The organism is Lentzea sp. NPDC036955 (assembly GCF_055608005.1).
Map to the genome: position 1 here is coordinate 138,406 of NZ_JBVJRC010000006.1, position 13,822 is coordinate 152,227.

Annotated in this window: 14 protein-coding genes; 8 read left to right on the plus strand and 6 right to left on the minus strand. The window is 73.1% G+C overall.

Annotated features, from left to right (window positions below):
• The first annotated feature begins 41 nt into the window (after positions 1-41).
• From ACZ7CF_RS21395 to ACZ7CF_RS21405, 3 genes are read left to right on the plus strand one after another with little or no spacing between them, the layout of a single operon-like run.
• On the plus strand, positions 42-1,328 hold the full coding sequence (locus ACZ7CF_RS21395; protein ID WP_470370359.1) for a serine hydrolase domain-containing protein: 1,287 nt from the start codon (positions 42-44) through the stop codon (positions 1,326-1,328).
• A complete protein-coding gene (locus tag ACZ7CF_RS21400) occupies positions 1,316-2,188 on the plus strand; it encodes a sensor histidine kinase (protein ID WP_470370360.1) in 873 nt (290 codons plus the stop codon). Before ACZ7CF_RS21395 ends, ACZ7CF_RS21400 begins: the two co-directional genes overlap by 13 nt.
• On the plus strand, positions 2,185-2,826 hold the full coding sequence (locus tag ACZ7CF_RS21405) for a response regulator (protein WP_470370361.1): 642 nt from the start codon (positions 2,185-2,187) through the stop codon (positions 2,824-2,826). The genes ACZ7CF_RS21400 and ACZ7CF_RS21405 overlap by 4 nt, the downstream gene beginning before the upstream one ends.
• A gap of 195 nt (positions 2,827-3,021) precedes the next feature.
• Here ACZ7CF_RS21405 and ACZ7CF_RS21410 read toward each other — a convergent pair whose 3' ends face one another.
• The 4 genes from ACZ7CF_RS21410 to ACZ7CF_RS21425 are packed head-to-tail and all read right to left on the minus strand — an operon-like array spanning position 3,022 to position 7,028.
• Positions 3,022-4,464 carry an aldehyde dehydrogenase family protein gene (locus ACZ7CF_RS21410; RefSeq protein ID WP_470370362.1) on the minus strand — a complete coding sequence of 481 codons (1,443 nt, stop codon included), beginning with the start codon at positions 4,462-4,464 and terminating at the stop codon, positions 3,022-3,024.
• A gap of 29 nt (positions 4,465-4,493) precedes the next feature.
• A complete protein-coding gene (locus ACZ7CF_RS21415; RefSeq protein WP_360389743.1) occupies positions 4,494-5,255 on the minus strand; it encodes an IclR family transcriptional regulator in 762 nt (253 codons plus the stop codon).
• 40 nt (positions 5,256-5,295) lie between these two features.
• On the minus strand, positions 5,296-6,198 hold the full coding sequence (locus ACZ7CF_RS21420; RefSeq protein ID WP_360389740.1) for a sensor histidine kinase: 903 nt from the start codon (positions 6,196-6,198) through the stop codon (positions 5,296-5,298).
• Positions 6,195-7,028: an MEDS domain-containing protein gene (locus ACZ7CF_RS21425; protein WP_470370363.1), complete on the minus strand. Its 834-nt coding sequence runs from the start codon at positions 7,026-7,028 to the stop codon at positions 6,195-6,197. The genes ACZ7CF_RS21420 and ACZ7CF_RS21425 overlap by 4 nt, the downstream gene beginning before the upstream one ends.
• A gap of 151 nt (positions 7,029-7,179) precedes the next feature.
• On the opposite strand from ACZ7CF_RS21425, the gene ACZ7CF_RS21430 reads away from it, so the two are divergent.
• Entirely contained in the window at positions 7,180-7,548 is a 369-nt protein-coding gene (locus ACZ7CF_RS21430) for an STAS domain-containing protein (protein WP_360389734.1), read from the plus strand.
• Between the two features lie 62 nt (positions 7,549-7,610).
• On the opposite strand, the gene ACZ7CF_RS21435 is transcribed toward ACZ7CF_RS21430, so the two are convergent.
• Entirely contained in the window at positions 7,611-8,015 is a 405-nt protein-coding gene (locus ACZ7CF_RS21435; protein ID WP_360389731.1) for a PRC-barrel domain containing protein, read from the minus strand.
• 58 nt (positions 8,016-8,073) lie between these two features.
• On the opposite strand from ACZ7CF_RS21435, the gene ACZ7CF_RS21440 reads away from it, so the two are divergent.
• The 3 genes from ACZ7CF_RS21440 to ACZ7CF_RS21450 all read left to right on the plus strand — a co-directional run bounded on the left by ACZ7CF_RS21440 (position 8,074) and on the right by ACZ7CF_RS21450 (position 11,606).
• Positions 8,074-8,319 (plus strand): DUF2630 family protein, encoded by a 246-nt coding sequence (locus ACZ7CF_RS21440; protein WP_360389728.1) that lies wholly within the window; start codon positions 8,074-8,076, stop codon positions 8,317-8,319.
• 117 nt (positions 8,320-8,436) lie between these two features.
• Positions 8,437-11,127 (plus strand): ATP-binding protein, encoded by a 2,691-nt coding sequence (locus ACZ7CF_RS21445; RefSeq protein ID WP_470370364.1) that lies wholly within the window; start codon positions 8,437-8,439, stop codon positions 11,125-11,127.
• Positions 11,128-11,171: 44 nt separating this feature from the next.
• Positions 11,172-11,606, plus strand: a complete 435-nt coding sequence (locus tag ACZ7CF_RS21450; RefSeq protein WP_470370365.1) for a hypothetical protein — start codon at positions 11,172-11,174, stop codon at positions 11,604-11,606.
• A 365-nt stretch (positions 11,607-11,971) separates the two neighbouring features.
• On the opposite strand, the gene ACZ7CF_RS21455 is transcribed toward ACZ7CF_RS21450, so the two are convergent.
• Positions 11,972-12,454: a GtrA family protein gene (locus ACZ7CF_RS21455; RefSeq protein ID WP_470370366.1), complete on the minus strand. Its 483-nt coding sequence runs from the start codon at positions 12,452-12,454 to the stop codon at positions 11,972-11,974.
• 340 nt (positions 12,455-12,794) lie between these two features.
• Here ACZ7CF_RS21455 and ACZ7CF_RS21460 point away from each other — a divergent pair, with 340 nt between their 5' ends.
• Positions 12,795-13,820, plus strand: coding sequence for a PucR family transcriptional regulator (locus ACZ7CF_RS21460; RefSeq protein WP_470370367.1), 1,026 nt, complete (start codon positions 12,795-12,797; stop codon positions 13,818-13,820).
• The last annotated feature ends 2 nt before the right edge of the window (positions 13,821-13,822 follow it).

Consider the following 13,822-nt stretch of genomic DNA (forward strand, 5'->3'; position numbering starts at 1 on the left):
GGGTCGGGTGCCGCGGGCCCGCGCTTCGTACGGTCACGACCATGAACAGCATCTGGGCGATCGGCCTGGTCGCCGCACTGGTCTCCCCACCCGATCTGTCCGCAGTGGACGGTCACGTGGCCGCGTACCTCGCAGAGGCCTCCTACCCCGGAGTCGCGGTCGCGATCACGAAGGGGGACAGGGTGATCGCGACCAAGGGCTACGGCCGCGACTCGACCGGCGCGCCGCTCACCGAGCACTCGAAGATGGCGATCGCCTCGGTCAGCAAGTCGTTCACCGCCTTGGCCGTCCACCAGCTCGCCGACGCGGGCAAGCTCGACCTGGACCGGCCGGTGCGCACCTACCTGCCCGAGTTCGAGGTCGCCGACCCGCGGGGCGGGCGGATCACCGTGCGGCACCTGCTGGAGCACACCTCGGGCATCACCGACCGGACGTTGCCGGAGAAGAGCCTGCCGCAGCCGGACACCCTCGACGGGGCGGTCCGGCGGGCGAAGCAGGCGACGCTCGCCGCCGATCCCGGTGCCGAACACCGGTACACCAACACGAACTACCACCTCGCCGCGCGGGTGGTGGAGGTCGTGTCGGGTGAGAACTTCGACGACCACCTCAGGAAGCACGTCTTCGAGCCGTTGGACATGCGCGAAACGGTCGCGATCGACGTGACGCCGCGCGACCTGCCGGCCGGCTACCGCACGGGACACGGGTACGCGTACGGGTTCTCGGTCGCGGTGACCGAGCCGCACCGGTTCGTCGCCGGGTCCGACGGGGTGGTCACCACCGCCGCGGACATGGGCAAGTGGCTGGCGGCCCAGGGGCGGCTGCGGCCGCAGGAGGGGCTGGGCTGGGTGCGCGACGGGCGCGGCCTGCGGCACAACGGCATCTGGTTCACGGCGACGGCCGGGCAGTTGCTGACGTCGTCCGGGTACGGCGTCGCGGTCATGGCCAACAGCGGTGTGGGACTGGGCAACGAGGGCACCTCGCAGCTGGAGGACGGGATCGCGGACCTGCTCGACGGGAAGGTGCCCGCGCAGCCGTCGTCGTTCCGGTTGCTCACGGACCTCGTGCTGGCGGCGCTGACCCTGCTGTCGGTGGCGCTCGGCGTGCGGGCGCTGCGGCGGCCGCGGCGGTGGCCCAGGCCGTGGCAGGTGCTGCGGTTCGTGCCGGTGGGGCTGCTGGTGGCGGCGCCGTGGTTGCTGGGGCTCCTGTACGGCGGCGGGCGCGACATCACGTTCTTCCAACTGGCGCACTATTCGCTGCCGCTCGTGGTGTGGTTGGGCGTGTCCAGCGTGATGAACATCAGCGTCGCGGTCGTGCGGTGGCGGCGGTGAAGGCGGCGGCGCTCGCGGCGTGCGTTGCGGTGGCGGCGGCCGTGTCGTTCGCGATCGACGACTCCGTGCCGCCGTGGACGGCTGCGGTGTGCGTGCCGTTGTTCGCGGTGTCCTTCCTGCTCGGGCGGCGCACGGCGGTGCTGTGGCCGGCCGTGCTGTTCCCGCTGGGGGCGCTCGCGGGAGGCGTGGCGGCCGGGATCGTGGCGGTCGCGGTGGCGCTGCCGTGGTTCCTCGGCCGGGTGGTCCACCAGCAGGCCGCACTGGCCGCCGCTGCCGTCGAGGCCGCGCACCTGCGGGAACGCACCCGGATCGCGCACGAGGTGCACGACAGCCTCGGCCACGGGCTGAGCCTGCTGGCGCTGCAGGCCGGGGCGCTGGAGATGACGCTGCCGCCGGAGCACTGCGAGTCCGCCGCACAGCTGCGGCGCACGGCGGCCGGTGCCACGGAACGGCTGGCGGACCTGGTGTTCCTGCTGCGCGATGGTGAGCCGGTTGCGGTCGAGGGCGTGCGGGACCTCGTGGACCGGGCCGTGCGGGCGGGCCTGGACGTCCGGTTCGCCGCGGATGGACCTGTTCCGTCCACAGTGGAGCCGACCGTGCGCAGGGTCGTGCAGGAGGCGTTGACGAACGCCGCGAAGCACGCGCCGCACTCGGTGTTGCACCTGACCGTCACGACCGCCGACGCCACGACCGTCGTGGAGGCGAGCAACGCGCTGGGCGGACGGCGGGCCGCCGGGTCGCGGCTCGGCCTGGTGGCGTTGCGCGAACGGGTGCGGCTGGCCGGCGGTACGCTGCGGACCACTCGTGGCGACGGCAGGTTCGAGCTGGTCGCGACGCTGCCACAGCCGGGGGACCAGTGATCCGCGTACTGCTCGCCGACGACGAGGCCATGGTGCGGGCCGGTGTGCGCGCCATCCTGAGCGCCGACCCGGCCGTCGAGGTCGTCGCCGAGGCCGCCGACGGTCACGAGGCCGTCGACCTCGCGTTGAGGCACTGCCCCGACGTCGTGCTGCTGGACGTCCGCATGCCCCGCCTCGACGGCCTGCGGGCGGCGGAGGCGCTGGTGCGCCACGGGTTCGGCGTCGCGATGCTGACGACGTTCAACGACGACGGCTACCTCGAACAGGCCCTCGACGGCGGCGCGCGCGGGTTCCTGCTCAAGTCGGGCGACCCGCGCGAGCTGATCGCGGGCGTCCACGCGCTGGCCGCCGGCGGCGCCTACCTCGCCCCGAAGGTCGCCGCCCGGATGATCACCCGGTTCCGCGGCACTCGTACCGGCGCCGCCCGCGCGCGGGTCGAGGAGCTGACCGCCCGCGAACGCGACGTGCTCGCGTTGCTCGGCGAGGGCCTGTCGAACGCGCAGATCGCCCGGCGGCTGGACCTGGTCGAGGGCACGGTGAAGGGGCACGTGAGCGCCATCCTGACCCGGCTCGGGGCGCAGAACCGGGTGCAGGCGGCCATCGTGGCCCACGAGGCCGGTCTGCCCCCTCACACCTAGCCACCCTGCCTCTGCCGGCGTCTGCAAGTACCACCAACTCAACATCAACAAGCACTTTTCCACTACCAACAGCGCCTGCGGCTGACCTGCGCACGCAGCCTGGTTCGGCGAGTGGCGAACATGTTGGTGGTGGTCAGCGGCGATTCGATCATGGGTTGGCAGTACTTGCAGATGCCGGCAGCAGCAAGGGGGAGGTCAGTACGGGAAGTGGCCGTGGGAACCGGCGACGGTGACCCAGCGGGTCGCGGAGAACGCCTCCACGCCCCACCGGCCGCCGAACCGGCCGTAGCCGCTCGACTTCACCCCGCCGAACGGTGCCTGCGGCTCGTCGGCCACGGTCTGGTTGCCGACGTGCACGATGCCGGTGCGGATGCGGCGGGCCAGCGCGAGGCCGCGGCGGGTGTCCTCGGTGAGGATGCCCGCGGTGAGGCCGTGCTCGGTGTCGTTGGCGATGGCGACGGCCTCGTCGTCGTCGGCGACCGGCACGATGACGACGGCCGGGCCGAAGATCTCCTGGCGGAAGATCCGCATGTCCGGGGTGACCCGGTCGAGCACGATCGGTCCGGTGCCCTCGGTGCGCCGCCGGGCGCCCGCGGAGACCGCCTCCTCGACCAGCGCGGACACCCGGTCCGCGGAACGCCGGTTGATCACCGGGCCGAAGACGGTGCCGGGGTCGCTCGGGTCGCCGTGGGGGAGCGCGGCGAGCTTGGCGACGAAGCGGGTGGTGAACTCCTCGGCGATCGAGCGGTGCACGAGGACGCGGTCGGTCGACATGCAGATCTGCCCGGAGTTGTGGAACGAGCCGAACACGGCCGCGTTCACGGCGTGGTCGAGGTCGGCGTCCTCCAGCACCAGCAGGGCGTTCTTGCCGCCGAGCTCCAGCACCGCCGGCTTGAGGTGCTGGGCGGCCAGGGTGCCGACGGTGCGGCCGACCTCGGTGGAGCCGGTGAAGTTCACGGCGCGCACCCGCGGGTCGGTGATCAGCGCGGCAGCCACGTCGGCGGCGTCGGCGGGGTCGTTGGTGACGACGTTCAGCGCACCGGCGGGCAGCCCCGCCTCGTGCAGCACCTCGGCGATGAGCAGACCGGCGGTGATCGGGGCGTCCTCGCTGGGCTTGAGCACCACGGTGTTGCCGGCGGCGAGCGGGGCGGCGACGGCGCGGGTGCTGAGGATGACCGGCGCGTTCCACGGTGCGAAAGCGGCGACGACGCCGAGCGGTTCGCGCACCGCGAGCGACAGCTGGCCCGCGGTCTCGGTCGTGAGGACCTCGCCGACGGGCTGGGTGACGGCGGCCGCGGACTCGCGCAGCACGTTCGTCGCGAGCGCCACGTTGAAGCCGGCCCACCCGGCGACACCGCCGACCTCGGCGGCCATGACCCGCACGACGTCCGGTGCCCTGGCCTCCAGCAGGTCGGCCGCGCGCAGCAGGATCGCGCGCCGCGTGGCCGGGGAGGTCGCCGACCACTGCTCGAACGCCGCCTGGGCCGCGTCCACGGCACGGGTCACGTCGGCCGTGCCGGCCGCGGCCACCACGGCGAAGACGTCGCCGGTGTAGGGGTTGAGGTCCTCGGTCGTGCGGCCGTCCAGTGCCGGAACGTTCTCGCCGCCGATGAAGAGTTCACGCTTTTCGCTCGCCACAGCGCAGAGTAGAGCCGCAGGCGAGCTGATCATCCAACCCCGCTTTCCGGTGGGTGGAAACCGGACTCCATCGTCCGGGCGATGCCGCGGGCCGCGACCTGCAACGCCGCCACCAGCCGCCCCCGCACGCTGCGCAGGTCCGGCACCACGATCCCGAGCGCGGCCACGACCCCGCCGCGCACCTCGACCGGCACCCCCACCGAGCACGCGCCGAGCGTCATCTCCTCGAACGTCTGCGCGTACCCGTCCCGCCGGATGCGGTGCAGCTGCGCGCGCAACCGGGCCGGATCGACGATCGTGAACGCCGTGCACCGCGTCAGCCGATGCGCCAGCACCTCCTCCTGCACCTCCGCCGGCGCGTGCGCGAGCAACACCTTCCCGACGCCCGTGGCGTGCAACGGCAACCTGCTGCCCGTCGTGCTCACGATCGGCACCGACGCGTGCCCGGACACCCGGTCCAGGTACAGCACCTCCGCACCCTCGCGCACCGCCAGGTGCACCACGGCCCGCGTGGCCGCGTGGATGTCGTGCAGGAACGGCTCCGCGACCCGGCTCAGGTCCACCTCGCCCGCCGCCAGCAGGCCGAGCCGCCAGATCCGGCGCCCGATGACGTACTCCCCGGACGCGAGCCGCCGGACCGCGCCCCAGCCCTCCAGCTCGGCGAGCAGGCGGTGGGTGGTGCTGACCGGCAGGCCGCTGCGGCGCGCGATGCCGCTGAGGGTCTGGGCGCGGTGGCGGGTGTCGAAGGTGCCGAGCAGCGAGAGCAGCTTGGCGGAGACGGTGGCGCTCACGCCGGAATTCTGCCCCCTCCCCGCGACGGGCGCTCCGGGCTCAGGCGCCCACGCTCACCCGCACCGTGAACCCGTCGTCACCGCGTCCCATCGACACGTAGTTGCACGTCCGGTGCAGGATCCACAGCCCCAGGCCCGCCGTCTGCGTGGCCTCCGTCGGCATCAGCCCCACGAGCGGGTCGGACGGCCCCGTACCGTGGTCGGTCGTCGCGACCACCACCCGTGCCGCGTCCGCCCACAGCCGGAACCGGACCGGGCCGACGCCGTGGGTCAGTCCGTTCGTGATGATCTCGCTGGCCGCGTAGACCGCGTCGTGCGCGCTGTCCTCGTCGAGCCGGACGCCGGCGATGGCCGCGAGGACGGCACCGCGCACGGCGGACGGGGTCGGGTCGACGAGCTCGACCAGCGGCGGCGCCTGTTCGAGGACGTCGGGGCGTGGTGCGCTCAGCGGAGCGCCGTAGTGCGGGTTCGGCGTGCCCTGACCGGCGACGTTGGGGTGGGTGCTGGCGACGTCGGCCAGCACGTAGTCCGGGGTGGTCCTGGTGTCGTAGGGGCACAGGCCGTGGAGCGGGAACTCGGCGTAGGCCCGGTTGACGGCGGCCTCGTAGCGGGCCCACCAGTCCCAGGGGGCGCCGACGCCGGGGTGGGGGACGTCGCCGACCACGTGGATGCCGGTGGCACCGGCGGACACGAGCTTCGCGCAGATCTCGCGGTAGCTCGCTATCGCGTCCGCGGGACGGGCGTACTGGTCGGCGGCGGGGAGGTAGGTCACGGCGTCGTCGCGGCCCAGTGCTCCGCGCAGCAGGGCCGTGTTGTCCTCCGCGCAGGCGACGAAGGTCGGGTGGCCCGCCCGCAGCCCGTCCTCCACGAACGGCACGGCGAGCGCCAGGAAGGTGTCTTCCGAGTCGTAGAGCGCGCACTCGTGGAAGAACCCCGCCGTCATCGGACGCACTCCACGTCTTCCAGCCCGAGGATGGACACCAGGCGTGCGAGGGCGGACTTCTCCGAGCGCAGCACGAGCGTCGCGGCGTGGGAGCGCGCGCAGTCGTGCAGGGCCAGCAGGCCGTGGTGGTCGATGAAGCGCAGGCCGGTCGCGTCGACGCGGAGCTCGCTGCGGTCCACCGGCGGTTCCGCGCGCAGCAGGGCCAGCGGCAGCAGCTCGCGGCTCGCGCGGTCGATCTCGCCGACGAGGGCCAGGCCGTCGGCGGTGGCGTGCAGGCGGAACGGGGCGCCGCGGGCGTTGCTGACCGGGTGCATCGACGCGAGCTGCTCGACGGTGCCGTCGGCGAGCTCCGGGCGGTGGTAGGCGCACATCGCGGAGAACGGCGAGCCGGTCATGTACCGGTCGATGAGGTGCTCGTAGCGGCAGAACGCGTCGAGCGAGGCCGGTGAGCTCACCAGCGCGGTGGCGTCCGCGGCCACCCGCAGGCCGGTGAAGCCGTCGGCCAGTGCGGCGCTGGTGGCCTCCGCATAGGCGGCGACCTGGTCGTTCGGTGACACCGTGGCACCGGAGCGGTACCGCGACTCGAGCGGGATCACCTCGGCGGAACCGTCGCGCAACGCGGCGGCCAGCACGGGGGACGACGCGAGGTGCCCGGCCAGCTCGCGGGCGTCGCCGCGGGCCACGTAGCAGGCGCGCTGGCCCCTGACGAGGCCGTCCACGAGGAACTCGGCCGCCCGTGCGCGGAAGTCGGTGAAGTCGTCGAACGACCAGCAGAGGTGGTCGCTCGTGCTCATCCCGACGACGACGTCGGTAACACCGGACGTGCGCATGGCGCCTGATCCTACGCGCAGCACGATCCTCCACCCTGGCGATCCTCCGGCCGGCCGGTCCGTGCGTGACGGCGCGCGCGGACCGGTCCTGCGCTACCGTCGTGAACCGGGTCCAGCAGACAGGCCGCGCTGCCCATCTGGAGGTTGCCACGTGCACACCGACGACCAAGCCCCCTGCAGCATCACGAGCGAGAGCGTGGGAGCCGCGGTCGTCGTGCACGTCGCGGGCGAGGTCGACCAGGTCACCGCCGACGACCTCTCCGACCGGCTGGGCGAGGTGGTGCGGCCGTCCGCGCCGGTGGTGCTCGACCTGACGGGGCTGCACTTCCTCGGGGCGTGCGGGATCAGGGTGCTGCTGGAACAGCACGAGCGGTGCGTGCGCGACGGCGGCTCGTTCGCCGTGGTCGCGACCAGTGCCGTGGTGCTGCGGCCGTTGCGGGTGCTGGAGCTGGAGGACGTGCTGAACGTGCGGCCCTCCGTGCCGGAGGCGTTGCGCCGCCAGGAAGTCCCGCTGGCCTGACAACGTCCACCGAGGAGGGTGCGGTGCCAGGCCCGGCGTGCGCGATGCCGCGGCGATGAGCCCTACAACATGGGCGGCATCAGCCGGTAGGACTCGGAGTAGTACTCGCCGCTGCGCCTGCGGTGGTCCTCGGGGTCGGCGTCCGCGTCGTACTCCGGCGCGTCCTTGATCTGCTGCCTGGTGCGGTCGACCCACACCTTGCGCTCGTCGTGGTCGACGCGCCGCACCGTGCCGACGGGCAGCACGACCTTGTGCCCGAAGATCCACGGCCCGGTGTCGACGAGCAGGCAGTCGCCGGGCACCTCCGCGTTGTCGTCGTGGACCTTGCCGATGCTGCCGTCGGTCGCCTCGACCTCGTAGCCGATCAGGCCGGTGTCCGGGCGGTGGGCCAGGTCGGTCGCGTCGTCGTCCTGCCCGAACCAGGACTGGTCGCGCCACACGAACGGGACGAACGGAATCGGTTGCATGTGGACCCTCCATCTCGTTGACGGGCTACGGGTACCCGTTCGTGCTTAGGTGGTGAACATGACCGATGAGAACGTGCTGGGCCGCATCGACGAGCTGGTCGAGGAAGAGCACCGGCTGCGGGAGGCGCTGGCGGCCGGCGAGATCTCCTCCGAGGAGGAGCGCGCCCGGCTGCGCGCGCTGGAGGAGTCGCTCGACCAGTGCTGGGACCTGCTGCGCCGGCGCCGGACCGCGCGGTCGGCCGGTGGTGACCCCGACGACGTGCGGGCGCGGTCGGTGGGCGAGGTCGAGGGCTACCTGCAGTAGTCCCCGCGCTCACGGTGCGCGGTCGAGGACCGCCGCACCATCGCGACCTGCTCGACGCGGGACCCGGGGTGCGGCGCGCCCCACGCGGCGCGCGGGGAGATCACTAGGCTCGGGAGCGTGCCGGACCGCCCCAGACCAGAGCAGGTGCAGACGCTCGACGAGCTGATCGCCGCGTTGCGCCTGTTGAAGGTGTGGGCGGGCAACCCGTCGCTGCGCCAGGTCGAGAAGCTGTCCGGGCTGGCGCGCAGCACGCTCGCGGACGCGTTGAGCCCCAAACGGAGGACAGCGCCCGCCGTCGACGTCTTCCGCGGCCTGCTCAGGGCGTTCGGCGTCACGGACACCGAGGGCTGGCTGGCCGCGTGGCGCCGGGTGCAGACCGGACCGGCCCCGCAACCGGTGGCGCGGGCCGTGGTGCCGCGGCAGCTGCCCGCGGTGGTGCCGGGGTTCATCGGGCGCGCCAAGGCGTTGAAGGAGCTGTCGGCGCTGCTGGAGGACGGCAGCCGGCTCGCGGTCGTGTGCGGCATCCCCGGCGTGGGCAAGACGGCGCTGGCCGTGCAGTGGGCGCACCAGGTGGCGAACCGCTTCCCGGACGGCCAGGTGCACCTGGACCTGCGCGGGTACTCGTCCGGGCCGCCGGTGACGCCGGACCAGGCGCTGGCGCTCGCGATCCGCGCGTTCGGCGTGCCCGGTGAGGACATCCCGTTGCAGCAGGACGCGATGGTCGGCATGTACCGGTCCATCACGTCCGACAAGCGCGCTCTGCTCGTCGTGGACAACGCGCCGAGTGCCGCGCACGTGCGTCCGCTGGTGCCGGGCGGGTCCGGGTGCATGACGCTCGTGACGAGCCGGGACCGGATGGCCGGGCTCGTGGCGCGGGAGGGCGCGCACCGGCTGGAGCTGGGCGTGCTCACACCCGAGGAGGCCCCGGCGGTCGTGATCGGCGTGCTGGGCCCGGAACGGGTGCTGCGCGAGGAGGACGCGGTCGAGGAGCTGGTCCGGTTGTGCGGGCACCTGCCGCTCGCGTTGCGGATCGCGGCGGCGAACCTGGCCGACCGTCCACACCAGACGATTGCGGACCACGTCGCCGAGCTGCTGGCCGGTGACCGGCTCGGCGCGTTCGAGATCGAGGGCGACACGGACGCGGCGGTGCGCACGGCGTTCGGGCACTCGTACGCGGCGCTGGACCCGCTCGCCAGGACGTTGTTCCGCCGCGCGGGTTTCGTGCCCGGCCCCGAGCTGTCCACGCGGGCGTGCGCGGTGCTGCTCGACCGGTCGGAGGCGGAGACGGCGCCCGTGCTGCGTGCGCTCGTCGGCGCGCACCTGGTGGAGGCCAGGACGGCGGACCGGTACGGGCTGCACGACCTGCTGCGGTTGTACGGCCGTGACCGGTGCGCCGCCGAGGAGACCGCGGCCGCCACCGCGGCGGCGGTCGAGCGGTTCTACGCGCACCTGCTGGACGCGTCGGTCGCGGCCGCCCGTGCGGTGCGGCCGGACTTCCTGGTGCTGTCCGACGTGGAGCCGCGGCAGGCGTTCGCGACGGCGGCCGACGCGCTGCGCTGGTTCGACGCCGAACGCGCCACGCTCGTGACCGCCGTCGAGAAGGCCGTCGAGCTCGGGCAGGCGCCGATGGCGTGGTTGCTCACCGACGCGCTGCGCGGCTGCTACTGGTTGCGCCGGCACACCGCGGAGTGGCTGGCCGTGGCACGGGCCGGGTTCGCCGCCGCCGACCGGCTCGGCGACGCGCGGGCGACCGCGGCGATGCAGCTGTCGCTCGGCACCGCCCAGTGGAGCGCGGGCGAGCTGCGCGTGGCCGCGGAGCACTTCGAGCGGGCCGTCGCGGCGAGCCGGGTGGCGGGCGACCGGTACCGCGAGCTCAGCACGCTCGGCAACCTCGGCGGCGTGCACTCCGAGCTGGGCGCGCTCACCGAGGCGGCCGACTGCTACACCCGCGAGCTGGCCTTCTACACCGAGATCGGCGACTCGGCCCGGCGGGCCCGCGCGCTGGGCAACCTCGGCCTCGCCCAGCTGCGCCTGGGCGCGCTCGCCGACGCGGCCGCTCACCTGCGCGCGGCCGTGGAGCTGCGCGAGTCGATCGGAGAGACCCGGTCGGCGGCGAACTCGCTGGGAGCGCTCGGCATCGTGCACCGGTACCTGGGCGAGACCGGCCAGGCCGTGGTCCACCTGTGCCGTGCCCGGCAGCTCAACCACGACCACCAGGACCGCGTCGGCGAGGCGGCGGCCCTGGACGACCTGGCCCGCGTGCACCGCGACGCCGGCCGTCCCGAGGAAGCCCTGCGGTGCGCGGAACAGGCGCTCTCGCTGGCGTCGGGCCGGGTGGAGATCGACGCGCGGATCACCGTCGCCGCCGTCCGCGGCCGCCGCGACGACCTGCTGCGCGCGTCCCGGCAGGCGGCGGCCGCCGGGTACGGCCACGGCATGGCGGACGCACTCGTCGAGCTGGCCTGGCTGGAGCTCGCGGCCGGTGACCGCCCGGCCGCCGCGACCGCCGCCGCGCAGGCCCGCGACCACGCCGCCGCGACCGGTCAGCGGATCCTGGAGGGGCTGGCGCTGACCGCGGTGTGCGCGGCGGAGGGGTCGGTCGAGGCCGGCGAGGCCGCCGTGGCGGTGCTGGAGGGCGCCGGGTACCGGCTGGGCCTGGCGCGAGCACTGCTGCACCTGGGACTCGCATCGGACGACGGCGTGGCGGCGTGGCAGCGCGCGTTGGACATCTTCGAGTCCGTCGGCAGCGACGAAGCCGCACGCGTGCGATCACTGCTCGGTGTCCGGGATCGTCCGAACGGCTTGTGATCGCGGCACGGCGCTTGGTAGATCAACACGCACAAGGGGGAACCATGATGAAGCTGAGTGTGTCCGTGGCCGCCGCGGTAGTGGCCGGACTGTGCTCCACAGCGCCCGCGCAGGCTGGTTGCGATCCCGTGCACGACCCGGGAACCGGTTGTTCGACCACGTTCCAGGTCGACCTGTACCACGTCCTGCCCGGCGCCAGCGCCGTGGCGAAGGGCACGTTCATCGACAAGACACCGCACATCAAGGCGCCGTCGTACATCGAGGACACCGCGGACGACGGCATGGCCGCCCACCTGTGGGTCCGGTACTTCAAGATCGTTCCGGGTGGCACGCAGGAGGTGGTGAAGTCGATCGCGAGCGCGTCGGGCATGGGCACCTCCACCACCGTCGAGTGGCTCTCGGCCGACCAGATGCACCGGTTCTGGTTGCGGGTCTGCGTCGGCGAGGGCGAGGCCGGCTGCACGCCCTGGTACCTGTGACGGTTGTCCGGATCCGTCCGGTGTCGTCCGCGGCCCTTCCGGGGTGAGGGCGCGCCGGGCGAGGATCGAGGAGCACGACCTGGTGCCGGTCGCCGCTGGGGGTGGCGACCGGCGCCTCGACGGGTGCGGCGCCTCGACCGGTGCGGTTCGCCGCCCGTGGCACCGCGCCCAAGCCTCTGCCGGCATCTGCGAGTACCACCAACTCAAGGTCAACAGGCACTTTTCCACTACCAACAGCGCCTCCGGCCACCTGTGCGCCCGAGGTCTGGTTCGTGGGACGGCGAACAGGTTGGTGGTAGTGAGCGGCGGTTTGATCAAGGGTTGGTGGTACTTGCAGATGCCATGGCAGCAGCAAGGGGAGAGGGTTAGCGGGGGCGGAAGATGAGCCACCGCATGGCGCTGTACATGAATGCTGCTTCGCAGATCCCGGCGACGATTCGGGAGAGGTGGTACTGGACGCCGAGAGCGGTCAGCGCGGTGCCGGCGCCGAGGATGAACGCCAGGTAGTTGACGAGGACCGCCACCGCGTAGAGACCGGCCTGCGGGCCGACCGGGGCGTGCGAGCGGAAGTTCAGCGCTCGGTTGAGCACGAAGCTCAGGCCGAACGCGATGACGTAGGCGACGGTGAACGTCACCGGTACCGGCCAGCCCAGGCCGGAGCGGAACAGGGTGAGCAGCAGCAGGTCGACGCCGAACGTGCAGCCGTTGATGAGCGCGAACCCGAGGAGGCTGGGCGGGACGAGCCGGGACAGGCCGAACGGCAGGTGGCGGACCACCGCGGCCGTCCAGGCGTGGAACCGCTGTCCCGGGTCGGTGCGCTGGTCGTTCAGGGTGTGCCCGCCGGTCATGGCACGACGGTGCCACGACCGGGAGCGCGGAGACCGGCGAAACGCCGGTGTGTTCAGCCGGTGTTCGGGCGATCTTCACGTGACCGATCGCGTGAGAGCGACCCCAGGTCCATTGTCGATGATGAGAACGCGGCTGTGTCGGCCCAACCGCGGTCGAGTTCGACGGCACACCGCAGGCGAACATCGCGCGCTGTCAAGGACCTCGGTCCGCCCGCGCCCGTTCTTCCTTGCGCTCCAACGATCCTGACCAGCATCGACAGCGGTCCCACCGATCAGCGGCCGTGGTCCGCGGCGCCGCGCCCGCTATCCGCAGTGGACCCGGATGTGCATGATGGGAACCATGGTTGAGCTGCTCGAAGGAGGTGCGCCTGTCCTGACGACAGGACAACGGCTGCGCGACGTGCAGCGCGCGATGTTCGACTGCCTGGCGGAGCGGGGCATCGACGGTCTGCTGGCCCTCTTCACCGGGGCGACCGGCGAACCCTGTGCCCTCATCAGGCTTCCCGACCAGGTGATCGCGAGCTCGCCACCGGGGTTCCGGTGGCCACCCGACGACGCGGACGGCGCACAACTGCTGCCCATCAACGCCGACGTGCCGCACGCGTTGTTCGCCACCGGCCGCACGTCGTTCGCCGACGACCTCGCGGGCCACGTCGCCGGACTGGTCCGGCTCGAGCTCGCCCGCGTGCAGGCGCTGCGGGCCGGCCGGCGCGAGCTGACCGGGCAGGTGATCGAGGACCTGGTGCGGTCCGCCATCTCCTCCAGCGAGGCGGCGCGCAGGCTCACCGCGGCGGGCGTCGACCCGGCCGCGACGCACAGCGTGCTGCTGGTGACCGACGCACCGGTCGAGCTCGACGACCTCACCGACGTCGTGGTCGCCCGCGTCGGACCGTACGAAGCCGTTGTGCTGGAAGGGAACCGGTCACCGCACGAGCTCACCCGGCTGCTGGCCAAGAGCGCCACGTCGGTCGGTGTCGGCGGGCCCTACCGCGGTGTGCACGGGCTGCGCTGGGCGTTCCTGGAGGCGCAGGAGGCCGTCAGCAGGGGACCGGGCGTGCACGAGGGCCGGGTGATCGACATGCCGCGCCTGCTCATGTCGAACCCCGACCTCCCCGTGCGCGAGGTGGCCCGCAAGGTGCTCCAGCCGCTGCTCGCGTTCGACGCTGACCACGGCGGGCAGCTGATGCGGACCCTGGAGGTGTTCCTCACCACCGGCGGCTCACCGCAGCTGGCCGCCAAGGAGTTGTTCGTGCACCGCAACACCGTGCGCTACCGGCTGGAGCAGATCGAGCGCGTCACGGGCCTCTCCCTCAGCTCGGTCGAGGCCCGTGTCAACCTCTGGCTCGCGATGCGCGCTGTCACCTGACG

What these genes read in the sequence shown, in the direction of transcription:
- ACZ7CF_RS21460 (WP_470370367.1), top strand. Translation starts at nt 12,795, where the DNA reads ATGGTTGAGCTGCTCGAAGGAGGTGCGCCTGTCCTGACGACAGGACAA.
- ACZ7CF_RS21435 (WP_360389731.1), bottom strand. Translation starts at nt 8,015, where the DNA reads ATGCAACCGATTCCGTTCGTCCCGTTCGTGTGGCGCGACCAGTCCTGG.
- ACZ7CF_RS21425 (WP_470370363.1), bottom strand. Translation starts at nt 7,028, where the DNA reads ATGCGCACGTCCGGTGTTACCGACGTCGTCGTCGGGATGAGCACGAGC.
- ACZ7CF_RS21440 (WP_360389728.1), top strand. Translation starts at nt 8,074, where the DNA reads ATGACCGATGAGAACGTGCTGGGCCGCATCGACGAGCTGGTCGAGGAA.
- ACZ7CF_RS21450 (WP_470370365.1), top strand. Translation starts at nt 11,172, where the DNA reads ATGATGAAGCTGAGTGTGTCCGTGGCCGCCGCGGTAGTGGCCGGACTG.
- ACZ7CF_RS21455 (WP_470370366.1), bottom strand. Translation starts at nt 12,454, where the DNA reads ATGACCGGCGGGCACACCCTGAACGACCAGCGCACCGACCCGGGACAG.
- ACZ7CF_RS21420 (WP_360389740.1), bottom strand. Translation starts at nt 6,198, where the DNA reads ATGACGGCGGGGTTCTTCCACGAGTGCGCGCTCTACGACTCGGAAGAC.
- ACZ7CF_RS21395 (WP_470370359.1), top strand. Translation starts at nt 42, where the DNA reads ATGAACAGCATCTGGGCGATCGGCCTGGTCGCCGCACTGGTCTCCCCA.